The organism is Mesorhizobium sp. M0227 (assembly GCF_040321855.1).
In the GTDB taxonomy this organism is placed as follows: domain Bacteria; phylum Pseudomonadota; class Alphaproteobacteria; order Rhizobiales; family Rhizobiaceae; genus Mesorhizobium.
Window position 1 is genome coordinate 90,340 of the sequence record NZ_JAMYSJ010000014.1, and the last position, 21,824, is coordinate 112,163.

General features: G+C 63.0%; 19 protein-coding genes and 1 pseudogene. 10 read left to right on the forward strand and 10 right to left on the reverse strand.

Annotation, left to right across the window (positions count from 1 at the left end):
- The first annotated feature begins 10 nt into the window (after positions 1–10).
- Entirely contained in the window at positions 11–1,192 is a 1,182-nt protein-coding gene (locus tag NKJ00_RS20015) for a lytic murein transglycosylase (protein ID WP_128303477.1), read from the forward strand.
- Between the two features lie 109 nt (positions 1,193–1,301).
- Here NKJ00_RS20015 and NKJ00_RS20020 read toward each other — a convergent pair whose 3' ends face one another.
- Complete coding sequence (locus NKJ00_RS20020) at positions 1,302–2,522, reverse strand: alanine racemase (protein ID WP_013530936.1); 1,221 nt, start codon at positions 2,520–2,522, stop codon at positions 1,302–1,304.
- Positions 2,523–2,731: 209 nt separating this feature from the next.
- On the opposite strand from NKJ00_RS20020, the pseudogene NKJ00_RS20025 reads away from it, so the two are divergent.
- A pseudogene (locus NKJ00_RS20025) lies at positions 2,732–3,648 on the forward strand (DMT family transporter).
- A 471-nt stretch (positions 3,649–4,119) separates the two neighbouring features.
- Here the strand turns inward: NKJ00_RS20025 and metF are convergent.
- Both metF and NKJ00_RS20035 read right to left on the reverse strand, forming a co-directional pair.
- The gene (gene metF / locus NKJ00_RS20030; RefSeq protein ID WP_352442219.1) at positions 4,120–5,037 is read right to left on the reverse strand and encodes a methylenetetrahydrofolate reductase [NAD(P)H]; all 918 of its coding nucleotides are present in this window, start codon (positions 5,035–5,037) and stop codon (positions 4,120–4,122) included.
- Complete coding sequence (locus tag NKJ00_RS20035; protein WP_128303474.1) at positions 5,034–6,056, reverse strand: ArsR/SmtB family transcription factor; 1,023 nt, start codon at positions 6,054–6,056, stop codon at positions 5,034–5,036. The genes metF and NKJ00_RS20035 overlap by 4 nt, the downstream gene beginning before the upstream one ends.
- A gap of 122 nt (positions 6,057–6,178) precedes the next feature.
- Between NKJ00_RS20035 and tsaA the strand changes: the two genes are divergently transcribed.
- On the forward strand, positions 6,179–6,718 hold the full coding sequence (gene tsaA, locus NKJ00_RS20040; protein WP_352630885.1) for a tRNA (N6-threonylcarbamoyladenosine(37)-N6)-methyltransferase TrmO: 540 nt from the start codon (positions 6,179–6,181) through the stop codon (positions 6,716–6,718).
- A complete protein-coding gene (locus NKJ00_RS20045; protein ID WP_127260329.1) occupies positions 6,715–7,029 on the forward strand; it encodes a DUF2293 domain-containing protein in 315 nt (104 codons plus the stop codon). Before tsaA ends, NKJ00_RS20045 begins: the two co-directional genes overlap by 4 nt.
- 6 nt (positions 7,030–7,035) lie before the next feature.
- Here the strand turns inward: NKJ00_RS20045 and NKJ00_RS20050 are convergent, their stop codons facing one another.
- Positions 7,036–7,539 (reverse strand): hypothetical protein, encoded by a 504-nt coding sequence (locus tag NKJ00_RS20050; RefSeq protein WP_352630886.1) that lies wholly within the window; start codon positions 7,537–7,539, stop codon positions 7,036–7,038.
- A gap of 150 nt (positions 7,540–7,689) precedes the next feature.
- Here NKJ00_RS20050 and NKJ00_RS20055 point away from each other — a divergent pair, with 150 nt between their 5' ends.
- Together NKJ00_RS20055 and NKJ00_RS20060 are read left to right on the forward strand one after the other, a co-directional pair.
- Positions 7,690–8,652, forward strand: coding sequence for a D-amino acid aminotransferase (locus tag NKJ00_RS20055; RefSeq protein WP_352630887.1), 963 nt, complete (start codon positions 7,690–7,692; stop codon positions 8,650–8,652).
- Positions 8,653–8,784: 132 nt separating this feature from the next.
- Positions 8,785–9,624, forward strand: a complete 840-nt coding sequence (locus NKJ00_RS20060; RefSeq protein WP_352551759.1) for an SDR family oxidoreductase — start codon at positions 8,785–8,787, stop codon at positions 9,622–9,624.
- 47 nt (positions 9,625–9,671) lie between these two features.
- Here NKJ00_RS20060 and NKJ00_RS20065 read toward each other — a convergent pair whose 3' ends face one another.
- From NKJ00_RS20065 to ettA, 4 genes are all read right to left on the reverse strand, one after another.
- Complete coding sequence (locus tag NKJ00_RS20065; RefSeq protein ID WP_352630888.1) at positions 9,672–10,289, reverse strand: MOSC domain-containing protein; 618 nt, start codon at positions 10,287–10,289, stop codon at positions 9,672–9,674.
- 454 nt (positions 10,290–10,743) lie between these two features.
- Positions 10,744–11,865, reverse strand: a complete 1,122-nt coding sequence (locus tag NKJ00_RS20070; protein ID WP_352630889.1) for a beta-ketoacyl-ACP synthase III — start codon at positions 11,863–11,865, stop codon at positions 10,744–10,746.
- 186 nt (positions 11,866–12,051) lie between these two features.
- Positions 12,052–12,819: a trans-aconitate 2-methyltransferase gene (tam, locus tag NKJ00_RS20075; protein WP_352630891.1), complete on the reverse strand. Its 768-nt coding sequence runs from the start codon at positions 12,817–12,819 to the stop codon at positions 12,052–12,054.
- Between the two features lie 46 nt (positions 12,820–12,865).
- On the reverse strand, positions 12,866–14,515 hold the full coding sequence (gene ettA, locus NKJ00_RS20080) for an energy-dependent translational throttle protein EttA (RefSeq protein WP_013530923.1): 1,650 nt from the start codon (positions 14,513–14,515) through the stop codon (positions 12,866–12,868).
- A gap of 265 nt (positions 14,516–14,780) precedes the next feature.
- Between ettA and NKJ00_RS20085 the strand changes: the two genes are divergently transcribed.
- Positions 14,781–16,067: a GGDEF domain-containing protein gene (locus tag NKJ00_RS20085; protein WP_352630911.1), complete on the forward strand. Its 1,287-nt coding sequence runs from the start codon at positions 14,781–14,783 to the stop codon at positions 16,065–16,067.
- A gap of 4 nt (positions 16,068–16,071) precedes the next feature.
- On the opposite strand, the gene NKJ00_RS20090 is transcribed toward NKJ00_RS20085, so the two are convergent.
- Positions 16,072–16,683 carry a hypothetical protein gene (locus tag NKJ00_RS20090; protein WP_352630892.1) on the reverse strand — a complete coding sequence of 204 codons (612 nt, stop codon included), beginning with the start codon at positions 16,681–16,683 and terminating at the stop codon, positions 16,072–16,074.
- A gap of 80 nt (positions 16,684–16,763) precedes the next feature.
- On the reverse strand, positions 16,764–17,771 hold the full coding sequence (locus tag NKJ00_RS20095) for a ribonuclease T2 family protein (RefSeq protein ID WP_352611298.1): 1,008 nt from the start codon (positions 17,769–17,771) through the stop codon (positions 16,764–16,766).
- Positions 17,772–17,953: 182 nt separating this feature from the next.
- Here NKJ00_RS20095 and NKJ00_RS20100 point away from each other — a divergent pair, with 182 nt between their 5' ends.
- From NKJ00_RS20100 to NKJ00_RS20110, 3 genes are all read left to right on the forward strand, one after another.
- Positions 17,954–18,886, forward strand: a complete 933-nt coding sequence (locus NKJ00_RS20100; RefSeq protein ID WP_352611300.1) for an alpha/beta fold hydrolase — start codon at positions 17,954–17,956, stop codon at positions 18,884–18,886.
- 99 nt (positions 18,887–18,985) lie between these two features.
- Complete coding sequence (locus NKJ00_RS20105) at positions 18,986–20,161, forward strand: CaiB/BaiF CoA transferase family protein (RefSeq protein ID WP_128303462.1); 1,176 nt, start codon at positions 18,986–18,988, stop codon at positions 20,159–20,161.
- Complete coding sequence (locus tag NKJ00_RS20110; RefSeq protein WP_023813179.1) at positions 20,158–21,807, forward strand: thiamine pyrophosphate-binding protein; 1,650 nt, start codon at positions 20,158–20,160, stop codon at positions 21,805–21,807. The genes NKJ00_RS20105 and NKJ00_RS20110 overlap by 4 nt, the downstream gene beginning before the upstream one ends.
- Positions 21,808–21,824 lie beyond the last annotated feature (17 nt).

Genomic DNA, 21,824 nt, shown 5'->3' on the forward strand with positions numbered 1-21,824 from the left:
GAGGAAGCTGATGCGACTGCGTTCCAAAGTCCTCGCGGCTGCGCTGACCCTGTGCGCCACGGCCTTGCCGGCGATGGCGCAGGAATGCGGCGGCGACTTCGAATCCTGGAAGCAGGGCGTCGCTGCGGAAGCCAAGGCGGCTGGCGTAGGTACAGCGGGTCTCGACGCCCTTGGAGCGGCAACCTTCGACGACAAGGTGTTGGCACGCGACCGCGCCCAGGGCGTCTTCACCCAAACCTTTGTCGAGTTTTCCAACCGCATGATCTCGGCCTATCGCCTGAAGCAAGGTGCGGCAAACCTGAAGAAATACGCCGACGTCTTCGCCCGCGCCGACCAGCAGTTCGGCGTCCAGGCGCCGATCATCGCCGCTTTCTGGGCGCTGGAGACCGATTTCGGCGCCGTGCAGGGCGACTTCCACACGCTGAGCGCCCTGGTGACGCTTTCCCATGATTGCCGCCGGCCGCAGCTCTTCCGGCAGCAGCTGGTGCCGCTTCTGGAGCTGATCGATCGCGGCGTGCTGCCGGCCGATGTCAGGGGCGCCTGGGCCGGCGAGATCGGCCAGACGCAGATCCTGCCCTCCGACTATCTGGCACGCGGCGTCGACGGCGACGGCGACGGCAAGATCGACCTGCGCGGCAGCGTGCCCGATGTGATCATGACCACCGCCAACAAAGTGCTGTCGCGCGGCTGGAAACGCGACCAGCCCTGGATCCAGGAAGTCCGCGCGCCCGAAGACATGCCGTGGGACCAGACCGGCCGCACCAACAAGCTGCCGCTGTCGCAGTGGGCGCAATGGGGCGTCACCTACCCTAGCGGCGCGCCGCTGGTCGACAACGGCCTGAAAGCAGGCCTGGCGCTGCCGATGGGCCGCAAGGGGCCTGCCTTCCTCACCTACGACAATTTCGACGTCTATCTCGAATGGAACCAGTCCTTCACCTATGCGCTGACGGCAGCCAACCTTGCCGCACGACTCGCAGGCGCGCCGCCGCTCGACCCGCGCAATCCCGAAACCGGCCTCAACAACGAGCAGATGAAGGCGTTGCAGACCAAGCTGGAAGCCAGGGGCTACGATGTCGGCACTGTCGACGGCATTTTGGGTACCAACACCCGCGAGGCGATCCGCAAGGAGCAGATGCGGCTAGGCCTGCCGGTGGATGGCTGGCCGACGCCGGAGCTATTGGGGAAATTTTAGGGCAGTAGGCAGTAGGCAGTAGGCAGTAGGCAGTAGGCAGTAGGCAGTAGAAAATTACTCCGAAAGCCGTGCCTGCCACCCCTATTCCCTATTCCCTATTCCCTATTCCCTAATCCGCCATCGTCTCCAGACTCGCAAACCCCTGCGGCGCGTCGCCCTCGTCGAACGGCGTCGTCACCTCGACGAAGGTGTCGGGGTAAAACCCGTTGAATCGGGTCCTCAGCGACAGCGAATAGGCGCCGATATGGCCGATCTCGATCCAGTCGCCGGTATCGACCGTTTCCGGCAGCCAGAATGGCCGCGACAGGATGTCGACGGAATCGCAGGTCGCGCCGCAGACCTTGAACGGCACGATGTTCTTCTCCTCGCCATTGCGCGAGCGGATCGCAGGATCGGGAATGAAGCGGGCCGGCAGCGTGATTTTGCCGGTCCATGAATCCGACAGCGACGCCCAGATGCCGTCATTGATGTAAAGCCGCTTGCCCTTGCGCAGCAGCACCCGCACGATCAGCGACAGGCAGCGCGCCACGATCACCCTACCCGGCTCGGCCACCAGCGGCATCTGGTCGAACTGATACTCTTTCAGATCGCCCGAAAGCCGCGACATGATCTGGCCGAGCGACGGCATCTCGATCTGCTTGCGGTTGGGATCGTGGCCGTATTCGGCGGGGAAACCGCCGCCGACGTCGAGCCCTGCAATATCGAAGGTCAGCCGGTTGCGCACCCAATCGGCGGAAGCCAGCGCCCGCTCATAGGTGTCGGGATCCTCGATCTGACTGCCGACATGGAAACACAGACCAACCTTGTAGCCGGTGCGGTTGAGCCGCTCGGCCAGTTCGACCGCATAGGCCGGCCCGGCGCCGAACTTCTTCGACAATTCGTAGGCGGCATGCCCCTTGGTCTGCACCCGCACGAACACGCTGATCGAGCCCGGATCGATGTCGAGCGCCCGCACCACTCGCGTCAGCTTGGTGATCTCGTCCTCGTGATCCAGCGAAATGACGCGGATGGCGTATTTCTCCAGCGCCAGCTTGATGTCCGACTGCGCCTTGACCGGATGCATGTAGAGCATCTCGGCATCCGGAGAGACCGCGCGCACGGCGGCGAACTCGCCCGGCGAAGCGACGTCGAAAGCCTTGACACCGGCTTCGACCAGGGTCTTCAGCACGATCTGCTCGCCATTGGTCTTGACCGCATAGGCGGTCTTGCCGGGGAACATGCCCATGAACTGCCTGGCATCCGCCATCAGCACTTGCGGGCGGAAGCAATAGACCGGATCGTCCGGACGAAGCGCCAGTGCCGCCTCGCGGGCATTTTCGAATCGCTGCATCGACGAATCCTTGACCTAGCCTGCGCACAATTAATCCAAGCTAGCGGCTAATGAAAACAATTCTGTGTCTCGTGCGGCTGACGCAGCGGCGCTAGGTCTTTGCCAGCAACGTTTGCCAGCGATCAGGTTTCGGGTGGCCCTTGTCACTGGCGCCGATATGGCTTCTGCCTGAGTGACTGGCATTCAGGCAGTCTGGGAGGGCGACTCACATGGCAATGGCCGCGACATCCGCACCACGCGGGCCGATGGTGCTCAAGGATTGGGGGCAACTCCTGCTGCTCGGCGCGATCTGGGGCGGCTCGTTCTTCTTTGCGCGCATCGCGGTGGCGGAACTCCCCCCGCTGGTGCTGGTGCTGTTTCGCGTCGCCATCGCCGCCATTGCGCTGCAGATCTATCTCGGTCTGCGCGGTCCGTCCTTCCGCCTCGCGCTTCCGCATGCAGGCCTGTTCTTCCTGCTGGCGCTCACCAACAATGTCGTGCCCTTCTCGCTGATCTTCGTCGGCCAGACGGAGCTTGGCGCCGGCGTCGCCTCGGTGCTCAACGCGACGACGCCGTTCTGGACGCTGATCCTCGCGAACGCGCTGACATCCGACGAAAAGCTCTCCTGGAACAAGCTCGCCGGCATTGCGCTCGGCATCGCCGGTACGGCCGTCATGATCGGCCCCGGCCTGCTTACCGGGCTCGGCGGCCCGGTCTGGGCCAAGTTCGCGCTGATCGGTCTTCGCTGTCCTATGGTATTGCGCTGATGGTCGCCCGCCGCTTCAAGGGCGTGCCCTCACCGGTCATCGCCACCGGACAGTTGACGGCGTCGACCATCATCATGATCCCGATCGTGCTCTTCACCTACGGTCCATCCGGCCTGTTCTCGGCCTCGCCCCCGGTCTGGGCGGCGGTGCTGGCGCTGGCGCTTCTGTCCACCGCCTTCGCCTACATCCTCTATTTCAACCTCGTCGCCTCGGCCGGCGCGACCAACGCCTCGCTGGTCACGCTTGTCGTGCCGGCCAGCGCCATGCTGCTCGGCTTCCTGTTCCTTGGCGAGCGGCTGGAGCTGTTCGAAATCGGCGGCGTGGTGCTGATCGCGCTCGGCCTCGTCACCATCGACGGGCGGTTGTTCGGCCGACGTTAGAGAGCCGCGCGTCCACTGGACGCGCAAAGAATGCTCTAACCGCCTAATTGCCCCCGCATCGCGAAAGCCGAATTCGGCTTTCGCGGGGGTAGCGCTGCCATGACACAGCAGCGACACGAGCGGGCCACATTTTGTTCACAGGTCTGAAGCCGGTTTTTGCCTAGGAGTTTCAAAGCCTAACGGCAAAAGACATGTCGCGGATTTCACAATCACGTCGCAATGCAGCACATTTTCCGCTTGCCTGTGGCACAAATGAACCTAGACTCCATGACATAGCTCTTTAAGAGGAGGCTATGTCATGGGACTTACGAGGCCTATCAACGCATTGATGATCTGTGCTGCGTTCGCCTTTATCGGAGCCCTTATTATGGGCTTCCTTCCCTGACCGCCAAAGCGGGGAAGACCAGCACCCAAATAGTCCAACCAATTCAAAAGGCCGGGTTTTTCCCGGCCTTTTGTTTGAACCCGACCTCAAGCCGCGGCTGATCCGGCCGCCGCCGCCTCGTGCGAGCGGATGCCGATCATATGGCAGATGGCAAAGACCAGATCGGCGCGGTTCATGGTGTAGAAGTGGAAATCGCCGACACCGCGCTCGACCAGATCCATCACCTGTTCGGCTGCCACCGCCGACGCCACCAGCGCATGCGTCTGCGGGTCCCGGTCAAGGCCTTCGAAACGCTCCGCCAGCCAGCCGGGCACATGCGCGCCCGCCCTGGCGGAAAAGTTCGCGACCTGCCTGAAACTGTGAACCGGCTGGATTCCCGGCACGATCGGGATGTAGATGCCGGCGCGGCGGACGCGCTCGACATAGCGCTCGTAGAGATCATTGTCGAAGAAGAACTGGGTGATGGCGCGCGTCGCGCCATTGTCGACCTTGCGCTTCAGCATCTCGATGTCGGTGGCGAAATCGGGACTTTGCGGATGCTTTTCCGGATAAGCCGCGACGGAGATGTCGAAGTCCGCGATTGCCTTGAGCCCGGCGACCAGCTCCGCGCCGTTCTCGTAGCCACCGGGATGCGGCCGATACGGTTCGCCGACGCCGGAGGCCGGGTCGCCGCGCAGCGCCACGAACCGGTTGATGCCGATCGACCTGTAATCCTGGATGACCGCGTCGACCTCGTCGCGTGTTGCACCGACGCAGGTCAGATGCGCCGCTGCAGGAATACCGGTTTCCGTCAGGATGCGCTTTACAGTGCGCGCGGTACGCTCCCGCGTCGAGCCGCCGGCGCCGTAGGTCACCGAGACGAATTTCGGCTTCAGCGGCTCCAACTTTGTTACCGTCTCCCACAGCCTCGCTTCCATCTCGTCCGTCTTCGGCGGGAAGAATTCGAAGGAAACCCTGACCTTGTCGCCAATGTCGGGGCGGCGGGAAAAGCGGAACTGGTTCATGCGATTTCCCCTATCGAGTTCGCTTTGGCCTGCCTTGTGTCGTTGGAAGGATCGGCGATCAAGAGGCGCCGGTCGCGGCCAAGCCAGAGTTTTACGGTGAGCCTGGCCTCGTTGCCGCCGCGCGGCTCGAATTCCTGACTGTCTTCAAGATCGAGGCCGGCTTCCGAAAACCAGTCGGCGATCTGCCGGTCGGAAAAACCGAGCCGCATATGCGCGTGCTCCTCGCGCAGGAATTCCAGCGCATGCGGCGCGAAATCGACGATGACCAGGCGTCCGGCCGGACGCAAAAGCCGCGCCGCCTCGTGGATGGCGCGGGCGGGATCGTCGAGATAGTGCAGCACCTGATGGATGGTGACGAGATCGAAGGCATCGCGCTCGACCGGCGGTGCGAAGATGTCGCCCTGCCGAACCTGTGCGTTCGAAACCCCGGCCTTGTCGAGATTGGCGCGCGCCACGGTCAGCATCTCGCGCGACATGTCGATGCCGACACCGCGCCGATAAAGCGGCGAGAAGATTTCAAGCAGCCGCCCGGTGCCGGTGCCGAGATCCAGCATCGACTGGAACGGCCGCTTGCCCACCAGCTTCAACATTGCGGCTTCGACGGCGCGGTCCGGCACATGCAGCGAGCGGATATGGTCCCAGCTTGCCGCATTCACCGAAAAATACGCGACCGCGCGGTCCTGCCGCTTGCGCTTGACCGAGGCCAGACGCTCAAGATCGCGCTCGACCTGCGGATCGGCGCCGCGAATGCCGGAAACCAGTCCCATGACGAAGTCACGCGCTGAATCCGCATCCGACAGACGGAAGAAGGCCCAGGACCCTTCCTGGTAGCGGCCGATCAGCCCGGCCTCCAGCAAGAGCTTCAGGTGACGCGAAACGCGCGGCTGCGACTGGCCGAGAATTTCGGTAAGATCGGAAACCGTGAGGTCGCCGCGCGACAGAAGTGCCAGTATGCGCAATCGGCTGGATTCGGCCGCCGCCTTCAATGTATCAACCATGGTGTCGAGCGAGACATGCATCAGCGTATTCTCTTTGAAAAGATATAAACATATGTTTATGTCGGTTTTCGAAACCTTGCAAGCGCTATGTCGCTTCCGGACCAGAAAATGCCGCTCGTGTGGCGTTTTAAGAGACGCGGGCCATGACTGAAACGCGTGAGATGTTCGAGGCGCGCGAAGGGGAGCAGAGGCTGGAAAACGATCCGGCCCTGATGCCGCCTGATGGCGGCATCGTCTTCATCGGCCGCATTGCCTCGCCGTGGACGACGCGCGAAACCTGCCCGAAGAACATGCGCGTCGCGCGCGAGACCGGACAGAAGGCGGTGCTGACCATCGACGCGCCCTACCGAAGGGGCCTGCAGGGGCTGGAGCGCGCCAGCCACGTCATCATCCTATCCTGGCTGCATCATGCGCCGCGGACTCTGATTGTGCAGAAACCGCGCCATGCCGTTGAAGCGAAAGGTGTATTTGCGCTGCGCTCCCCTGCCCGCCCGAACCCCATGGGGCTGCACATCGCCAGGCTGATTGCCGTCAACATCGAAACCGGCCGCATCGATCTCGACGCCATCGACGTGCTCGACGGCACGCCGGTCATCGACCTAAAACCCTATTTCGCCTCGACCGACGCCATATCAGAGGCGACCATCGAAGGGCGCGACGAGCCCAATGGGATCCGGCGATGACAGCGCCGACCGGCCGCCGCCGCGCCATCGCCAAGGCGCTGACCGCACTTCTGCCGCTGGCGCCCTATGCCGATATGGAGAAGATCCGCACCGACGCCGGCGCGGTTCACATGAAGACCCTGCCGCCGGGCATCGCCGTATGGCTGGCGACCATTGCCCATATCCGCCACATGCACACCGATTACGAAAAACTGCTCAGCGAAGGCTATGACCGCGACTCGGCGCGTTTCTTCGTCATCGAGCAGACCAACATCGTGCTCACCCGCTGGCGCGCAACCCGCCTGCTCGACGCCGACGACGAGGAGGAATGACCACGGCTACTTCCGCTTTAGCACTGCGACCGCATTATAAGGCTGGCCGTCGGCCTGGCCGACCCAAGTCCAGGACAGATTTCCCTTGAAAAACCTGACCGTGATGTTGCCGCCGTCGATGCACTTGTCCTGACCGTAGGTGATGCTCTCGTGGTATTCCGCCGAAATGTCGTCCCTGGACGTCTGCGACAGGGATCCGCCGCAGCCGAGCGAGGGATAGTCGATGGACGCACCCCCATCATTGATCGTCATGGCGATCGGCCAGTCGGCGCCGGCATCGCCGGCCGGGCTCTGGTGGCCGCTGCCGAGCCAGGTGCCGCTCAGCGTCGGCACATTCACCGCGCAAGGCACGTTCTGGAAGATCGACGTCAATTCGCTGCCGGTTTTCTCGCAGCGATAGGTCTGGCCGCTCTGGCACAATTCCTCGCCTTCGCGTGCGCACTGGGCGCTGGCTTGGCCCGCGGCGGCGAACATCATCATTGCCGCTGTGACGGCCCCAAACCTGCCCATTTTCCCCTCCCGTTCAGACCCGGAACGATAGGGCAATCGCGATCGAATGTATCGGCCAGATCGTCATGGAGGCCGAACAGCGCCGGGCGGGTGGCTCTATGCCTTCTGCCCAGCGCCGCTAGCCTCTCGCCTGCTTGACAGGAGGCCTCGATGAGCCGGACGATGGCAACACAGGACGAGAAGCAACTGCCCATAGTTGGCGACCGCCATGTCGACCCGCACTCCTACCCCGAGGGCGTCGCTTTCCTCGACGGCCAATATTTGCCGATGTCGCAGGCCAAGATCTCGGTTCTGGACTGGGGCTTTCTGCATTCCGACGCAACCTACGACACCGTGCATGTCTGGAATGGCCGCTTCTTCCGCCTCGATTTGCATCTCGACCGCTTCTTCGGCGGGCTGGAAAAACTGCGCATGACCATTCCCTTCGACCGCAAAGGCGTGGCCGAAATCCTGCACAATTGCGTGGCGCTGTCGGGTCATCGCGCCGCCTATGTCGAGATGCTGTGCACGCGCGGCGCCTCCCCGACTTTCAGCCGCGACCCGCGCCAGGCACTCAACCGCTTCATGGCGTTCGCCGTGCCGTTCGGCTCGGTCGCCAATGCCGAGCAGCTGCATCGCGGCCTGCGTGTCGCCATCAGCGACAAGGTGCGCATTCCGCCGGCCTCGATCGATCCGGCGATCAAGAACTACCACTGGCTCGATCTGGTGCGCGGCCTCTACGATGCCTATGATCGCGGCGCCGAGACTGCGTTGCTTCTGGACTTCAACGGCAATGTCGCCGAAGGCCCGGGCTTCAACGTCTTCTGCGTCAAGGATGGCAAACTGTCGACGCCTTCCATCGGTGTGCTGCCCGGCATCACCCGCCGCACTGTCTTTGATCTGTGCGCCGAAGAAGGTCTTGCAGCCACCGCCACCGATGTCAGCGTTGCCGCATTGCACGATGCAGACGAGGTTTTCATCACCTCGACCGCAGGCGGCATCATGCCGGTGACGGAGATCGACGGTGTTCGGATCGCCGACGGCAAGGTCGGCGCGATCACCAGCCGGCTGATGGCGCGCTACTGGCAAAAGCACGATGACGCGGCCTGGTCGTCCCAGGTGAATTATCCCTGATAATTCAGGCGTCTTTTCAAAACATTCCCGTCGGCTCTGGAAAATCAGAGGATCGACCGTATATGCCCGAAAGCGGAGAAGCCTCCGCTTTCACCCAAAAATCACGCCCGCAGGGGCAAGGACTCCAAGATCATGACAAACAAGGTTTGGTTCATCACCGGATCGTCGAAGGGCTTTGGCCGCGTCTGGGCCGAGGCGGCACTCGCGCGTGGCGACAGCGTCGCGGCGACTGCCCGCGACGCCGGCACGCTCGCCGATCTCGTCCAGAAATACGGCGACAGGATTGCCGCGATAAAGCTCGACGTCACAGACAAGAAAGCCGTCGATGCCGCTGTCGCCGAAGCGCACAAGCGTTTTGGCCGGCTCGACGTCGTCATCAACAATGCCGGCTACGGCCATTTCGGCGCCATCGAGGAGGTCAGCGAACAGGAAGCCCGCGACCAGATCGAAACCAATGTCTTCGGCGCGCTGTGGGTCACTCAGGCCGCACTGCCGATCATGCGGGCACAGCATTTCGGCCACATCATCCAGATCTCGTCGATCGGCGGCGTCAATGCCTTTGCCTCGCTCGGCCTCTACCACGCCTCGAAATGGGCGCTGGAGGCCTTCAGCCAGTCGCTGAGCATCGAGGTCGCGGAATTCGGCATCCATGTGACGCTGGTCGAACCCGGCGGTTTCTCCACCGACTGGGCCGGCCCGTCGGCCAAGGTGTCCCAACCGATCGAGGCCTATGCACCGGCCCGTGCCAAGATGGCGGAGCGCCGCGCCAATTCAGTCGCCGGCGATCCAGAGGCCACCGGGCCGGCCATGCTGGCCATTGTCGATGCCGCCGAGCCGCCGCTCAGGGTATTCTTCGGCGACGGCGGCCTGCCGATGATCAAACAGGAATACGCCAACCGCATCGCCACCTGGGAGAAGTGGGACGACGTCTCCATCATGGCGCAAGGCGCCAAGAAGAACCGCAAGGGCTGAAGTCCAGCACTCTTGCTACGCCGCTCCATGGGCGGCGTAGCTCGCCCTCAGGCTTTATAGATCCACTGTTCCGGCACGCGCACCGAAATCTCTTCGCCGGTCTTGACCGTTCCCGGCTTCTCGACCCAGGCGACGACGCCGCGCAGCCGCTTCGCCATTTTTGGGAACAGTAGCGCGCCGGCTTCGACGTCGACCATTCCGGCATTCTCGGCGATCGACCGGCCGGCGATGCGGCAAGGGCCGTTCTGCGCGTCCACCTTGATGGTCACGCCGCCCTTGAAGAACAGCAGCGTCCCGGCCGGCAGCATGGAGAGGTTGGGCACCCCTTCGATCACAAGATTGGCGCCGATCCATTCCGGCTTGATTTCGGTGAGATCCATCCGTTCGGCGACGATGGCGAGTTCATCCGCTGCAATGATCGATATCTGCCGTTCGTTGCGCATTTCGGTGCCGCGCGGATACCACGGTTCGCGCCCGCCCGAACGGCGCGTTGGCCCGGCATGGAAATCACCCGATATACCGTCGAAACCCAACCGCAATTCATCCACCGGGCGCGTCTGAAAATGATCCGACGGCGCCACGTAAAGCGCTGCCGCCTTGGCGACAAGCTTTCGCGCGGGGATGATTTCGGTCGGCTTTTCAGCCTCGGGGAAGAGATCCAACATGGCGTTCTTTCCTTTCGTCATCCAGCGAAGTAGCCGGGCGGACTTCGAGGCGTCCAGTCGAAAGTACTGATTGTCCGATCAACACCATCGATATGATGGCGATCACGCATTTCTTACCTGTCATCGATGTGATGGCGCATTACCGACGTGCCGTTCATGGTGACGTCCAGACAATTCACGGAGGCCGATCATGCGACCCGTGACGGCAATCACGTTGCTTTGGTTGGATGGTGATCTGGTCCGCCGCCATATGGTCCGCCCCTGCCCAGCAGCGCGCCGGATTCAAGGGCGGAGGCCCGGTATCGAGGTCTCGCATCGCTCATCATCGGCATCGTGACGAAGGCAAGACTGGAAGAGAGTTTCCTGCACGACGAGTTGGGCAGCGCCTATGACGACTATATCAGACGGGTGCCGATGCTGGTGCCGTTCGCACCGGTCTGACACGAATAGCTCTCTACAGCATCCTGAGAAGCGCGCCGCCTATCGAATACCCCGCGCCAAAGGCGCAGATCAGGCCGAAATCGCCGGGCTTCATGTCGGCGTGGTTCTCCGACAGCGCGACGATGGCGCCGGCGCCCGCCGTGTTGCCCAGCCGCTCCAGCACCATCGGTGCGCGGTCGTGGTCGACTTCGTGGCCGAACGACAGTTTCAGGATCATCGCATTCATGCGCGCATTGGCCTGATGCAGCCAGAAGCGCCTGATGGCTTGCGGCGTCAGCCCGTGCTCGGCGAGGAATTCGACGATGAATTTTTGCCCGGCGACGGTGACTTCCTTGAACACCTTGTTGCCGACCTGCTTGATCAGATTGCCTTCCAGGTTGATCATGTAAGGATCTTCCTGGGCGGTGCGGGTGTGATAGCCCAGATTGGTGCGGATGTTGTTCGACATCTGCGTCCAGACGCGCGTGTCGAGCACCTCGAAGCGCCCCGGCCGCTTGTCGCCCTTGGCCAGGCCTTCGACCACCATCGACACCGAAGCGTCGCCGAAGATGAAATGCGTCTGCCGGTCGCGGAAATTGAGATGCCCGGTGATGATCTCCGGCGTCGTCACCAGGATGCGTTTGTGCGCGCCCGACCGCACCAGGTTGACGGCAACGTGCAAGGCGGCCGCGGCCGAGGAACAGCCAAGCCCCATGTCGAAGCCGGCGCCCTTCGTCCCCAACGCCTCCTGCATTTCAATGGCGATCGCCGGATAGGGCCGCTGGTGATGCGAGGCCGAGCAGATCACCAGGTCGATATCCGACGGCTGCAGCCCGGCGTGGTCGAGGGCCTTCTTCGCCGAGGTGATGCCGAACTCCGCCTCCAGCGACAGCGCGTCGTCGGGCCGCGCCGGAATGCGCGGCGCCATCCGGGTCGGATCGAGAATGCCCTCGCGCTCGATGACATGGCGGGTGCGCACGCCCGAGGCGTGGACGATGAAGTCGCTGTCCGATTTCGGCAGCGGCGGCTCGCCAGTATCCAGGCGACGCGCGTTTTCCAGGTCGACCCAGGCATTGAAGCTGGCGACCAGTTCTTCATTGGTGATTGTGGGCTCGGGGATTTCAACGCCGATGCCGCTGATGATGACGCGATGCATGTCCAGTCCGTCCCATCCGCAGGCGCTGCGGCTTCATGTGGGCGCCGGAATGCTCCGGCGCAACAGTTTTCTCACCGAGGCGGTTTACGCCGGCTTAAACCAAAGATCTGGGCCAACTTAAGCCGATCCTCGACATGGCCACAGGCAAAGCCAAGCGGCCCCTAAGACGCCGCGCAACACGGATAATCAAGCTCGTTTTGCGACAATGAAAATGCGCGGAAAGCGCAAGAGCACCTTGCCATCAGCCGTCTTCGGATAGGCCTTGGCGATCTTGGCCGTGTAACATTCGAGGAACAGCGTCCGCTCATCGGCACCCAGCGGATCGAGGAACGGTTTCAGGCCCGTCGACTTCACCCATTCGACGATCGCCTGCGCATCGGCAAGCGGGTGGTTGTAGATGGTGTGCCAGATATCCAGCCGATCGCTGAGCGGCGACAGAAGATCATAATAGAACGACACCGGCGGCAACGGCCCGCGTGCCGCGCCCTTGAGCTTTTCGGCAAACGCCATCTCGGCGGCGGTCTCCCGCATCAGGCGGTGGGAGTCCTCGCCCAGATTGTCAGGCATCTGGATGGCGAGCGCGCCCCCTGGCGCGAGAAAACCCATCAGCCGCTGGAAGACCGCGGGATGCTCGGGCAGCCATTGGAACACAGCATTGGCGAAGGTCACGTCGACCGGCTCCGCCGGCTGCCATTTGGAGGCATCGGCCAGATCAAAGGTGACCTCGGGCAGGCGCGCCCGCGCCTTCTCGATCATGTCGGGCGAAGTGTCGAAGCCGCTCACCTCAGCATCCGGCCAGCGCTCGACAAGCAGCGCGGTCGAATTGCCCGGCCCGCAGCCGATGTCGACGACCCGGCGCGGGAAGTCCACCGGCACCTGCGCGACCAAATCCCGCGCCGGCCGCGTGCGCTCATCCTCGAATTTCAGATATTGGGCGGCGGACCAATCAGCCATGTGAACTCCTCACGTCTTCTTGAGAATTCGCCGCCCGGAAAACCCCTTACCGCGTCAGCCTCTTGTAGGTCATGCGGTGCGGGTTGACGGCATCCGGCCCGAGGCGGCGGATCTTGTCCTGCTCGTAATCCTCGAAATTGCCTTCGAACCACTCGACATGGCTGTCGCCCTCGAAGGCGAGGATGTGCGTCGCCAGGCGATCGAGGAACATGCGATCGTGCGAGATGATGACGGCGCAGCCGCCGAAGTTTTCCAGCGCGTCTTCGAGTGCCGCCAGCGTTTCGGTGTCGAGATCGTTGGTCGGTTCGTCGAGCAGCAGCACATTGCCGCCGGTCTTCAGCATCTTGGCCAGATGCACGCGGTTGCGCTGACCGCCGGACAGATTGCCGACCTTCTGCTGCTGGTCGCCGCCACGGAAGTTAAACGACGCGCAATAGGCACGCGTGTTGGCCTCGAACTTGCCGAGCTTGACCACTTCGGCGCCGCCGGAAATCTCTTCCCACACCGTCTTTGACGGATCGAGCGCATCGCGGCTCTGGTCGACATAGCCGAGCTTCACCGTTTCGCCGACGCGCACTGAGCCCGCATCCGGCTTTTCCTGGCCGGTGATCATACGAAACAGCGTCGTCTTGCCGGCGCCGTTCGGGCCGATGACGCCGACGATGCCGCCGGGCGGCAGCTTGAATTCCAGGCCGTCGATCAAAAGCGTGTCGCCAAAGCCCTTCGACAGGCCTTCCGCCTCGATCACCACATTGCCGAGCCGCTCGCCATGCGGGATGACGATCTGCGTATCACTCGGACGCCGCTTGTCGGCTGCATCCAAAAGATCCTGGAACGCCTGGATACGCGCCTTGGACTTCGTCTGGCGGGCCTTCGGGCTCGACTGGATCCATTCGCGCTCTCGGCCGATGGCGCGCTGGCGGGCATCGTCCTCGCGGCCTTCCTGCTTGAGCCGCTTGGCCTTGGCTTCGAGGTACTTGGTGTAGTTGCCCTCATAGGGAATGCCGCGGCCGCGATCGAGTTCGAGGATCCAGCCGGTGACGTTGTCAAGGAAGTAGCGATCGTGGGTGATGATCATCACGGCGCCCGGATAGGCACGCAAATGCTTTTCCAGCCACGCCGTGGTTTCGGCGTCGAGATGGTTGGTCGGTTCGTCGAGCAGCAAAAGGTCGGGCTGGCGCAGCAAGAGCTGGCAGAGCGCGACGCGGCGCCGCTCGCCGCCCGAAAGCTTGGTGACTTCCGAATCCTTGGGCGGGCAGCCCAGCGCTTCCATCGCCATCTCGACCTGCTGTTCGAGATCCCACAGGTTGAGCCGGTCCATCTCGTCCTGGAGCTTGGCCGACTCGTCGGCCGTCTCGTCGGAGTAGTTCATCATCAATTCGTTATAGCGTTCGATGATCGCGGTCTTGGCGGCAACGCCTTCCATGATGTTTTCGAACACGGTCTTGTCCGGATCGAGCGCCGGCTCCTGCGCCAGGTAGCCGACGGTTGCGCCTTCGGCCAGCCAGGCTTCGCCGTTCCACTCCTTGTCGAGCCCGGCCATGATCTTGAGGATCGTCGACTTGCCCGAACCGTTGGGGCCGAGGATGCCGATCTTGGCGTCGGGATAGAAGGAGAGATGGACATTCTCGAGCACCTTCTTGGTGCCATAGGCCTTGTTGAGGCCGGCCATGTGATAGATGAACTGGCGTGCCACGCGCGCTTTCCCTGAAAAAACTGACTGGCCCAGAAAACTGACTGGATCTGTCGAATTGAGTGGAGGTTGGCCGCTATGTAGGCGATGCGGCGGCGAACGGCAATCGCTTTTGCCATATCTGCCCGGTCACACGCGGAAGTGTCCGCCAACCGCCGAAGTTTTCCACCAGCACGAAGCGCTCCGGTTAACTCTTCGGCGTCAAAACAGGATCGGAGTGGAATCGCTCGCTATTCGCGATTTCGAGAAAGAGATCGGGTCGACGGCATTGCTAAACAGTTTCCTGCTCCTTGCCGAAGCGGTCGTCTACTTCAGCGTCATGGTGACGCTTTTCCGCTTCCGGAGGCGCATCGGCCTCGGCGTGTTCATCTGCGCGCTCGGTGTCATGCACTTCCTCGAGACCTACCTCGCCAGCGTTTTTTACGTCGCCTTGCCGTTCGGCATGGTCTCGCCTGGCTCGGCGGTGCTGTTTTCCGGCAAGCTGGTGATGCTTTTGCTGCTCTATATGAAAGAGGACGCTGCAACTGTGCGTCAGCCGATCTACGGCCTGCTGCTTGGCAATGCGCTGATGATCGGGCTGGTGCTGCTGCTGCGCCTGCACGTCATCGCGGCACTTCCCGACGGCAGGCTTCCAGACATCGGCTTCATCGACCAGATGGGCTGGCTGATGGTGTGGGGCACGACGCTGCTGTTCGTCGATGCCATCCTGATCATCCTGCTTTATGAAAAGCTCGGGCGTTATCTGCGCAAGGCGCCGTTCGCGCGCATCCTGATTTCGGTCGCTTGCGTGCTGACATTCGACCAGGCCGGGTTTTTCACCGCCCTGCATTTCGTTGCCGGCGCGCCGATAGCCGTCTTTTTCGGCGGCTGGTTCGCCAAGATGGCGGCGGCGGTGACGTTCAGCACCATGCTCGTCGCCTATCTCAAATGGTTCGAGGAGCGCCAAGTCACCACGCCGCGCGGATTGACCGATATCTTCGATACGCTGACCTATCGCGAACGCTACGAAGCGCTGGTCGAACATGTCGGGCGGGACGGCCTGACCGGCCTGCTGCACCGCGGGCGCTTCGACGCCGACGGTGAAGACGCCGTCCAGGCCAGCCTGCGCACCGCCAGGCCGCTCAGCCTGCTGATCATCGATGTCGACCATTTCAAATCGATCAATGACCGTTTCGGCCATGCCGAAGGCGACAAGGTGTTGAAGGCGGTCGCGGCCCTGCTTGGCGAGACGGCAAGCGCCGAGGACCAGGTGTTCCGCATCGGCGGCGAGGAATTCGCCATCCTCAGTTCGCGTCCGCACTCGGTCGCCAGGCTGTTCGGCGAAAGCATTCGCCACGCGGTCAAGGGCTCGGCCGCCACCAGTCGCTTCGAGCTCACCGTCAGCGCTGGCGTTTCCAGCGTCAGCGAAACCACGCGCTGCCTTGCCGACCTGTTCGCGCTTGCCGACCAGCGTCTCTACAAGGCGAAGTCGACCGGCCGCGATCGCGTCGTCGGCGAGCCGGGCGGCCAAGAAGCCGACACAGCCGCTGCGCGGACCAAATCCGCACAGATCTAGTTCGTTACGAATTCCTCTGCCGTCGAAAGCCCGTCACGGTCGAAACCGCCATCAGCGCGATCGCCAGCCATTTCAGCACCGTGATGATCGGCCCGGCCTGGATATCGTAGGCAATGAACAGCAGGATGCCCGGCACCAGCAAGCCGCACATGACCAGCATGATGCGGTTGATCTGCCAGGACACTTTTGAGGCCAACGCCTCGTCGCCGGACGCGGGAACAAGTGCTGCCCGCACTGCCTTGCCACCCACCAATATGGCCGAGAGGCGCATCGAGGCCGGCAGGCCGAGCCCGATTATCAGGAAAGCGCAAGCCACCAGCAATAGCGAGAATTTCAGCGCGCTGGTTTCCGCCGGTATGGGAAACAGCAGCGTCGCCAGCGGCAGGAAGACACCGAAAATGCCGATCGCCGCGATCGTGATGAAGGTCGCCGCATTGACGATCGTGAACAGCTGGTAGGTGCCGACGCCGATCGGTTCGGAGAGCGTCCGCATGCGTGCCCACTCGGCGTCGGTATACGAAAAGCCCGGCCATTCCATGCGGGCATCGTTTATCGAGACCATGCCCTTGGCCCAGAAAGCCAGCCGCGCCAGCGCGCTGCTCGTCATGCCATCCATTGCCGCCCCCGCCAGAATGATGCGCTCGCAGCATAGCACCAGGGCGCGGCAGCGCGACAGTCCGGTATCTCTGTTGAGAGTTACTGGAAGCCGATCGCGTCGACATTGCCTGTCGGGCAGCCGGCCTTGTTGGTCGGCACCGAAGCCAGCAGCAGATCCTTAAGCGAGCTGTTGGGCCCGATCGGACCCGCGAGGCCGAGCGTCAGTTCGCCGATCAGCCGCCTGCCGCTCGACGGATCGATGACGCAGGAAACGCGCACGCGATCCCCTGCCCCTGCCCCGAAGGCAGTGTCGAAAGCGCCGCGGATCTGGTCCGCCGTCAGCTTGCCGCCAATGTTCTTGACGAAGAGATCGCGCACCGGCGAGCTGTTCACCGCGCGCATCAAATTGAGCGCATCCGAGAAATAGTCCTGCTGGCTCTTGCCGTAGCAGGTGCCGTGCTTGATCCATTCATGCCGTTCGAGCTGCGAAGCTGTTCCAGGCATCACCTGATCGAGCTCCGTGCGGGTGTTGGCGTCCAGATTGACCGGCGGCAGGTCTTTCCAGTGGGCCGGATTGTCGTTGGCCTTGTCGCTCGCCGTCGCCTGGCAATAGAAATTGCCGTTCGGCTGCGGCCAGAGACCGTGCAAGGTGAAATGCGTGGCGTCGAAATCACCAGCACTCTGCGCCCTGCATTCGGTCTTGTTCGACTTTGTCTCGCAAAACGCCGGCTGCCAGCTCAGCGCGAAGACGTATTCGGGTTTCCCCGATGCCGCCGGCTTGCCGTGCCCGTCAGGTGCGGCCGGCACGGTCGCCGCGCTGCTGCCGGAAACGTGGCCGCAGCTGACCTTCACCCAGCGGCGCTCCGGATCGGCGCCCGGCACCAGGATGAGATAATGCGTCGGCGTATCCTTGTTGCCGGCAAGCAGCTGATAGCTCTGCCCGGCATCGGTCGAGACATTGCCGGGGTTCTTGCCGTTCTTGATGGCTTGCGTTGCCGGACAGGCAGCGTCGGCCACAAAGGAGCCGCTCATCTTGACGTCGGCACGCGCGGCACCGGCCAGCGACGCGGCCAGCATGGCCAATCCGAAAACGACACCAATGCGCATGGAAAATCCTCGGCTGGACAAGTGGGCGACAGACTGAAGCTGTCTCCATGTCAGAATTGCGATATTTTGCTGGCCAAACGCAAGAAACATCGTCGCGAAAAGCGGGTTTGCTGGATTGACGCATAATGTGGGCCGGCGCAAACAAAGCCAACGACGATAATGCAAGGGCGGGACCGAGCGGCATGTCATTCAGCCAGCAGCGCGTGGTTCGCTCCCCAACCGGTGCCGAGCTCAATCTTTTCGTCAGGCAGGCCGATGGCCGGGCACGCGCCGTCGTCCAGATCAATCATGGCCTGGCCGAGCACGCAGCGCGCTATGCCCGCTTTGCCGATTTTCTTGGCTCCCGCGGCTTCGATGTCTATGTCCACGATCATCGCGGCCATGGCGCGACCAAGGCGCCCGACGCGCCGCTCGGCAGGTTCGCCGCCAGCGACGGCCCGGCCAAGGTGATAGCCGACGTCGGCGCCATCCATGATCTCATCGCCAGCGAACAGCCAAACAGACCGGTCATCCTGTTTGGCCATTCGATGGGTGCGTCGGTCGCGCTGAACTACCTGTTGCGCCATTCGCCGCGCATTCATGCCGCCGCGATCTGGAACGGCAATTTCTCCGAAGGCCTGCTCGGACAGGTGGCGCTGGGCATCCTTGCCTGGGAACGGATGCGGCTCGGCTCCGACGTGCCATCGCGTCTGCTGCCGAAGCTCACCTTCCAGGCCTGGGGCAAGGCGGTGCCCAATCACCGCACATTGTTCGACTGGCTGTCGCGCGACGAGGCGGAAGTGGCGAAATACATCGCCGATCCGCTCTGCGGCTGGGATGCCTCGGTGTCGATGTGGCGCGATGTGGTCTCGATGGCGCTGAACGGCGGCAAGGATGCCGGCTTTGCCGGCATCCGGCGCGACCTGCCCATCAGCATCGTCGGCGGCGAAAGAGATCCCGCCTCGGATTATGGCAAAGGGATCACGCATCTTGCCAGCCGCATGCGCGCGATGGGCTTTTCGAATCTGGTTTCAAAGGTTTACGCCGACACCCGCCACGAAAGCCTGAACGAGGTGAATCGCGACATCATCATGGATGATTTCGCCGCCTGGGCCGACAAAGTCCTCAAAGCGTGACGGATTGGCCCATTGCAAGAGCCGTGACAGCCGTTGCAGGGCTTGATAGAGGCTCTGCTTTCGCAGCAGTCACGGTGATTGCGGCAACCACGGTGATCCATGGCTGAGCCCCCGCTGAAAGGCGTCCGCGTCGTCGAACTCGCCCGCATCCTTGCCGGGCCATGGGCCGGGCAGTTGCTTGCCGATCTCGGCGCCGATGTCATCAAGGTCGAAAGCCCCGATGGCGGCGACGACACCCGCAAATGGGGGCCACCCTTCGTCATGGGCAAGGACGGCGAGAACCTGTCGGCCGCCTATTACCATTCCTGCAATCGCGGCAAGCGCTCCATCGCCATCGATTTCTCGACACCGGAAGGGGCCGAGACCGTGCGCCGGCTGGTCGCCACCTCGGACGTGCTGATCGAGAACTTCAAGCTCGGCGGTCTGAAGAAATACGGCCTCGACTATGACAGCCTGCGCAAGATCAACCCGCGCCTCGTCTATTGCTCGATCACCGGCTTCGGCCAGGACGGACCCTATGCGCCGCGCGCCGGCTACGACTTCATCATCCAGGCCATGGCCGGCATGATGTCGATCACCGGCGAGGTCGGCCGCGAGCCGCAAAAAGCGGGCGTCGCCATCTCCGACATCTTCACCGGCCTCTATTCGGTCATCGCCATCCAGGCAGCATTGCGCCATGCCGAACAAACCGGCGAAGGCCAGCACGTCGACATGGCGCTCTTCGACACCCAGATCTCGGCGCTCGGCAACCAGAATTTGAACTATCTCGTCTCCGGCAAATCGCCGGTGCAGATGGGCAATGCGCATATGAACATCGCCCCCTACGAGGTGGTGCCGGTCCGGGATGGGCACATCATCCTGGCGGTCGGCAATGACGGCCAGTTCGCCAAATTCTGCGCCGCTGTCGGACTGGGCGACCTGCCTGCCAATCCCGACTTCGCCACCAACCCCGCCCGGGTCGCCAACCGGGTGAAATTGCATGAGCGCATGATCGAGGCGCTGAAGGTTTTTGACCGCGATCCGCTGCTGGCCAAGCTGGAAGCGGCCAGCGTGCCGGCGAGCCCGATCAACACGATCGGCCAGATGTTTGCCGATCCGCAGACGATCGCGCGCGGCATGCGGCTTGATCTCGACGACGGCCATGGCAATCTTCTGCCTTCGGTGCGTGCGCCGATGGTGATGTCGGGCACGCCGCTGGTCTATGAGCGCCCCTCGCCGCGCCTGGGCGAGCACACGCAAGAAATCCTTGCCGAACTGGAGAAGTCTGGACAATGAAGACCGGCGGACAACTCATCGTCGACGCGCTCGAAGCCAACGGCACCGACCGCATCTATTGTGTGCCGGGTGAATCCTATCTGGCGGTGCTCGACGCGCTGCACGATTCTGCGATCCGCACCATCGTCTGCCGCCAGGAAGGCGGTGCCGCGATGATGGCCGATTGCCACGGCCGCCTGACCGGGAAGCCCGGCATCTGCTTCGTCACCCGCGGCCCCGGCGCCACCAACGCCTCGGCCGGCATCCACATCGCCATGCAGGATTCTATACCCGTCATCCTGTTCATCGGCCAGGTCGCCAGCCACGCCAAGGAGCGTGAAGCGTTCCAAGAGGTCGATTATAAGAGGTTCTTCGGCGATATCGCCAAATGGGTGGTCGAGATCGACGACGCCTCGCGCATCCCCGAATTCGTCACCCGCGCCTTCGCGGTGGCGACATCGGGCCGGCCCGGCCCGGTGGTGATCTCGCTGCCCGAAGACATGCTGACCAGCATCGTCGAAGCACCTATCGCCTTGCCGCACACGCCGGTTGAGACACGGCCGGGCGAAGCGGAGCTCGATGCGCTGGAAAAGCTGCTGGCTAAGGCCAAGCGGCCGTTCGTCATCCTCGGCGGCACGCGCTGGGACGCCGAGGCGGTGGCGCAAATGCGCACGGTCGCCGAGGCGTGGTCGCTGCCGGTCGGTTGTTCCTTCCGCCGGCAGATGCTGTTCGATCATCTACATCCGAACTATGCCGGCGATGTCGGCATCGGCATCAACCCCAAGCTGGCCACAGCGATCAAGCAGGCCGATCTCGTGCTCCTGATCGGCGGCCGCATGGGCGAAATGCCGTCCTCGGACTACACGCTGCTGAAAAGCCCCTACCCCGACCAGACACTGGTCCATGTCCATGCCGACGCTGGCGAGCTCGGCCGCGTCTACAGGCCGACACTGGCGATCAACGCCTCGCCTTCTGCCTTCATCGACGCTTTCGCCAAGCGCAAGCCGGCCTCTGAGCCGACTTGGGCAGCCGAGACACCAAAGCTGCATGCCTCCTATCTCGACTGGTCGACGCCACCGGAAGGCGGCCCCGGCTCGGTCCAGATGGGCCCGATCATGAACTACCTCGAAAAGATGCTGCCCGACGACGCCATTCTCACCAACGGCGCCGGCAATTACGCGACCTGGGTGCATCGCTTCCACCGCTTCCGCCGCTTCGCCACTCAAGGTGCGCCGACATCGGGCTCGATGGGCTATGGCACGCCTGCGGCCGTCGCTGCCAAAGAGCTGTTTCCGGAGCGCACCGTGGTCGCCTTCGCCGGCGACGGCTGCTTCCTGATGAACGGGCAGGAATTCGCCACCGCCGTGCAGTATGACCTGCCTATCATTGTGGTCGTCGTCAACAACGGCATCTATGGCACCATCCGCATGCATCAGGAGCGCGAATATCCCGGCCGCGTCGTCGCCACCGATCTTAAGAACCCCGACTTCGCGGCTCTCGCCCGCGCCTATGGCGGCCATGGCGAAACGGTCGACAAGACCGCCGATTTCGCTCCCGCCTTCGAACGTGCCCGCGCCAGCGGCAAGCCGGCGATCGTGGAAATCCGCCTCGACCCCGAAGCGATCACGCCGACCAAGACGATGACGCAGATACGCGACAAGGCGTAGTCCAAACAAAAAAAGAG

Coding starts and splice junctions, on each gene's coding strand:
- NKJ00_RS20090 (WP_352630892.1), bottom strand. CDS start 16,683: ATGGATGGCATGACGAGCAGCGCGCTGGCGCGGCTGGCTTTCTGGGCC.
- NKJ00_RS20015 (WP_128303477.1), top strand. CDS start 11: ATGCGACTGCGTTCCAAAGTCCTCGCGGCTGCGCTGACCCTGTGCGCC.
- NKJ00_RS20065 (WP_352630888.1), bottom strand. CDS start 10,289: ATGTTGGATCTCTTCCCCGAGGCTGAAAAGCCGACCGAAATCATCCCC.
- NKJ00_RS20060 (WP_352551759.1), top strand. CDS start 8,785: ATGACAAACAAGGTTTGGTTCATCACCGGATCGTCGAAGGGCTTTGGC.
- NKJ00_RS20100 (WP_352611300.1), top strand. CDS start 17,954: ATGTCATTCAGCCAGCAGCGCGTGGTTCGCTCCCCAACCGGTGCCGAG.
- NKJ00_RS20055 (WP_352630887.1), top strand. CDS start 7,690: ATGAGCCGGACGATGGCAACACAGGACGAGAAGCAACTGCCCATAGTT.
- tam (WP_352630891.1), bottom strand. CDS start 12,819: ATGGCTGATTGGTCCGCCGCCCAATATCTGAAATTCGAGGATGAGCGC.
- NKJ00_RS20070 (WP_352630889.1), bottom strand. CDS start 11,865: ATGCATCGCGTCATCATCAGCGGCATCGGCGTTGAAATCCCCGAGCCC.
- NKJ00_RS20035 (WP_128303474.1), bottom strand. CDS start 6,056: ATGCATGTCTCGCTCGACACCATGGTTGATACATTGAAGGCGGCGGCC.
- NKJ00_RS20095 (WP_352611298.1), bottom strand. CDS start 17,771: ATGCGCATTGGTGTCGTTTTCGGATTGGCCATGCTGGCCGCGTCGCTG.
- NKJ00_RS20050 (WP_352630886.1), bottom strand. CDS start 7,539: ATGGGCAGGTTTGGGGCCGTCACAGCGGCAATGATGATGTTCGCCGCC.
- tsaA (WP_352630885.1), top strand. CDS start 6,179: ATGACTGAAACGCGTGAGATGTTCGAGGCGCGCGAAGGGGAGCAGAGG.
- NKJ00_RS20045 (WP_127260329.1), top strand. CDS start 6,715: ATGACAGCGCCGACCGGCCGCCGCCGCGCCATCGCCAAGGCGCTGACC.
- metF (WP_352442219.1), bottom strand. CDS start 5,037: ATGAACCAGTTCCGCTTTTCCCGCCGCCCCGACATTGGCGACAAGGTC.
- NKJ00_RS20105 (WP_128303462.1), top strand. CDS start 18,986: ATGGCTGAGCCCCCGCTGAAAGGCGTCCGCGTCGTCGAACTCGCCCGC.
- NKJ00_RS20020 (WP_013530936.1), bottom strand. CDS start 2,522: ATGCAGCGATTCGAAAATGCCCGCGAGGCGGCACTGGCGCTTCGTCCG.
- NKJ00_RS20110 (WP_023813179.1), top strand. CDS start 20,158: ATGAAGACCGGCGGACAACTCATCGTCGACGCGCTCGAAGCCAACGGC.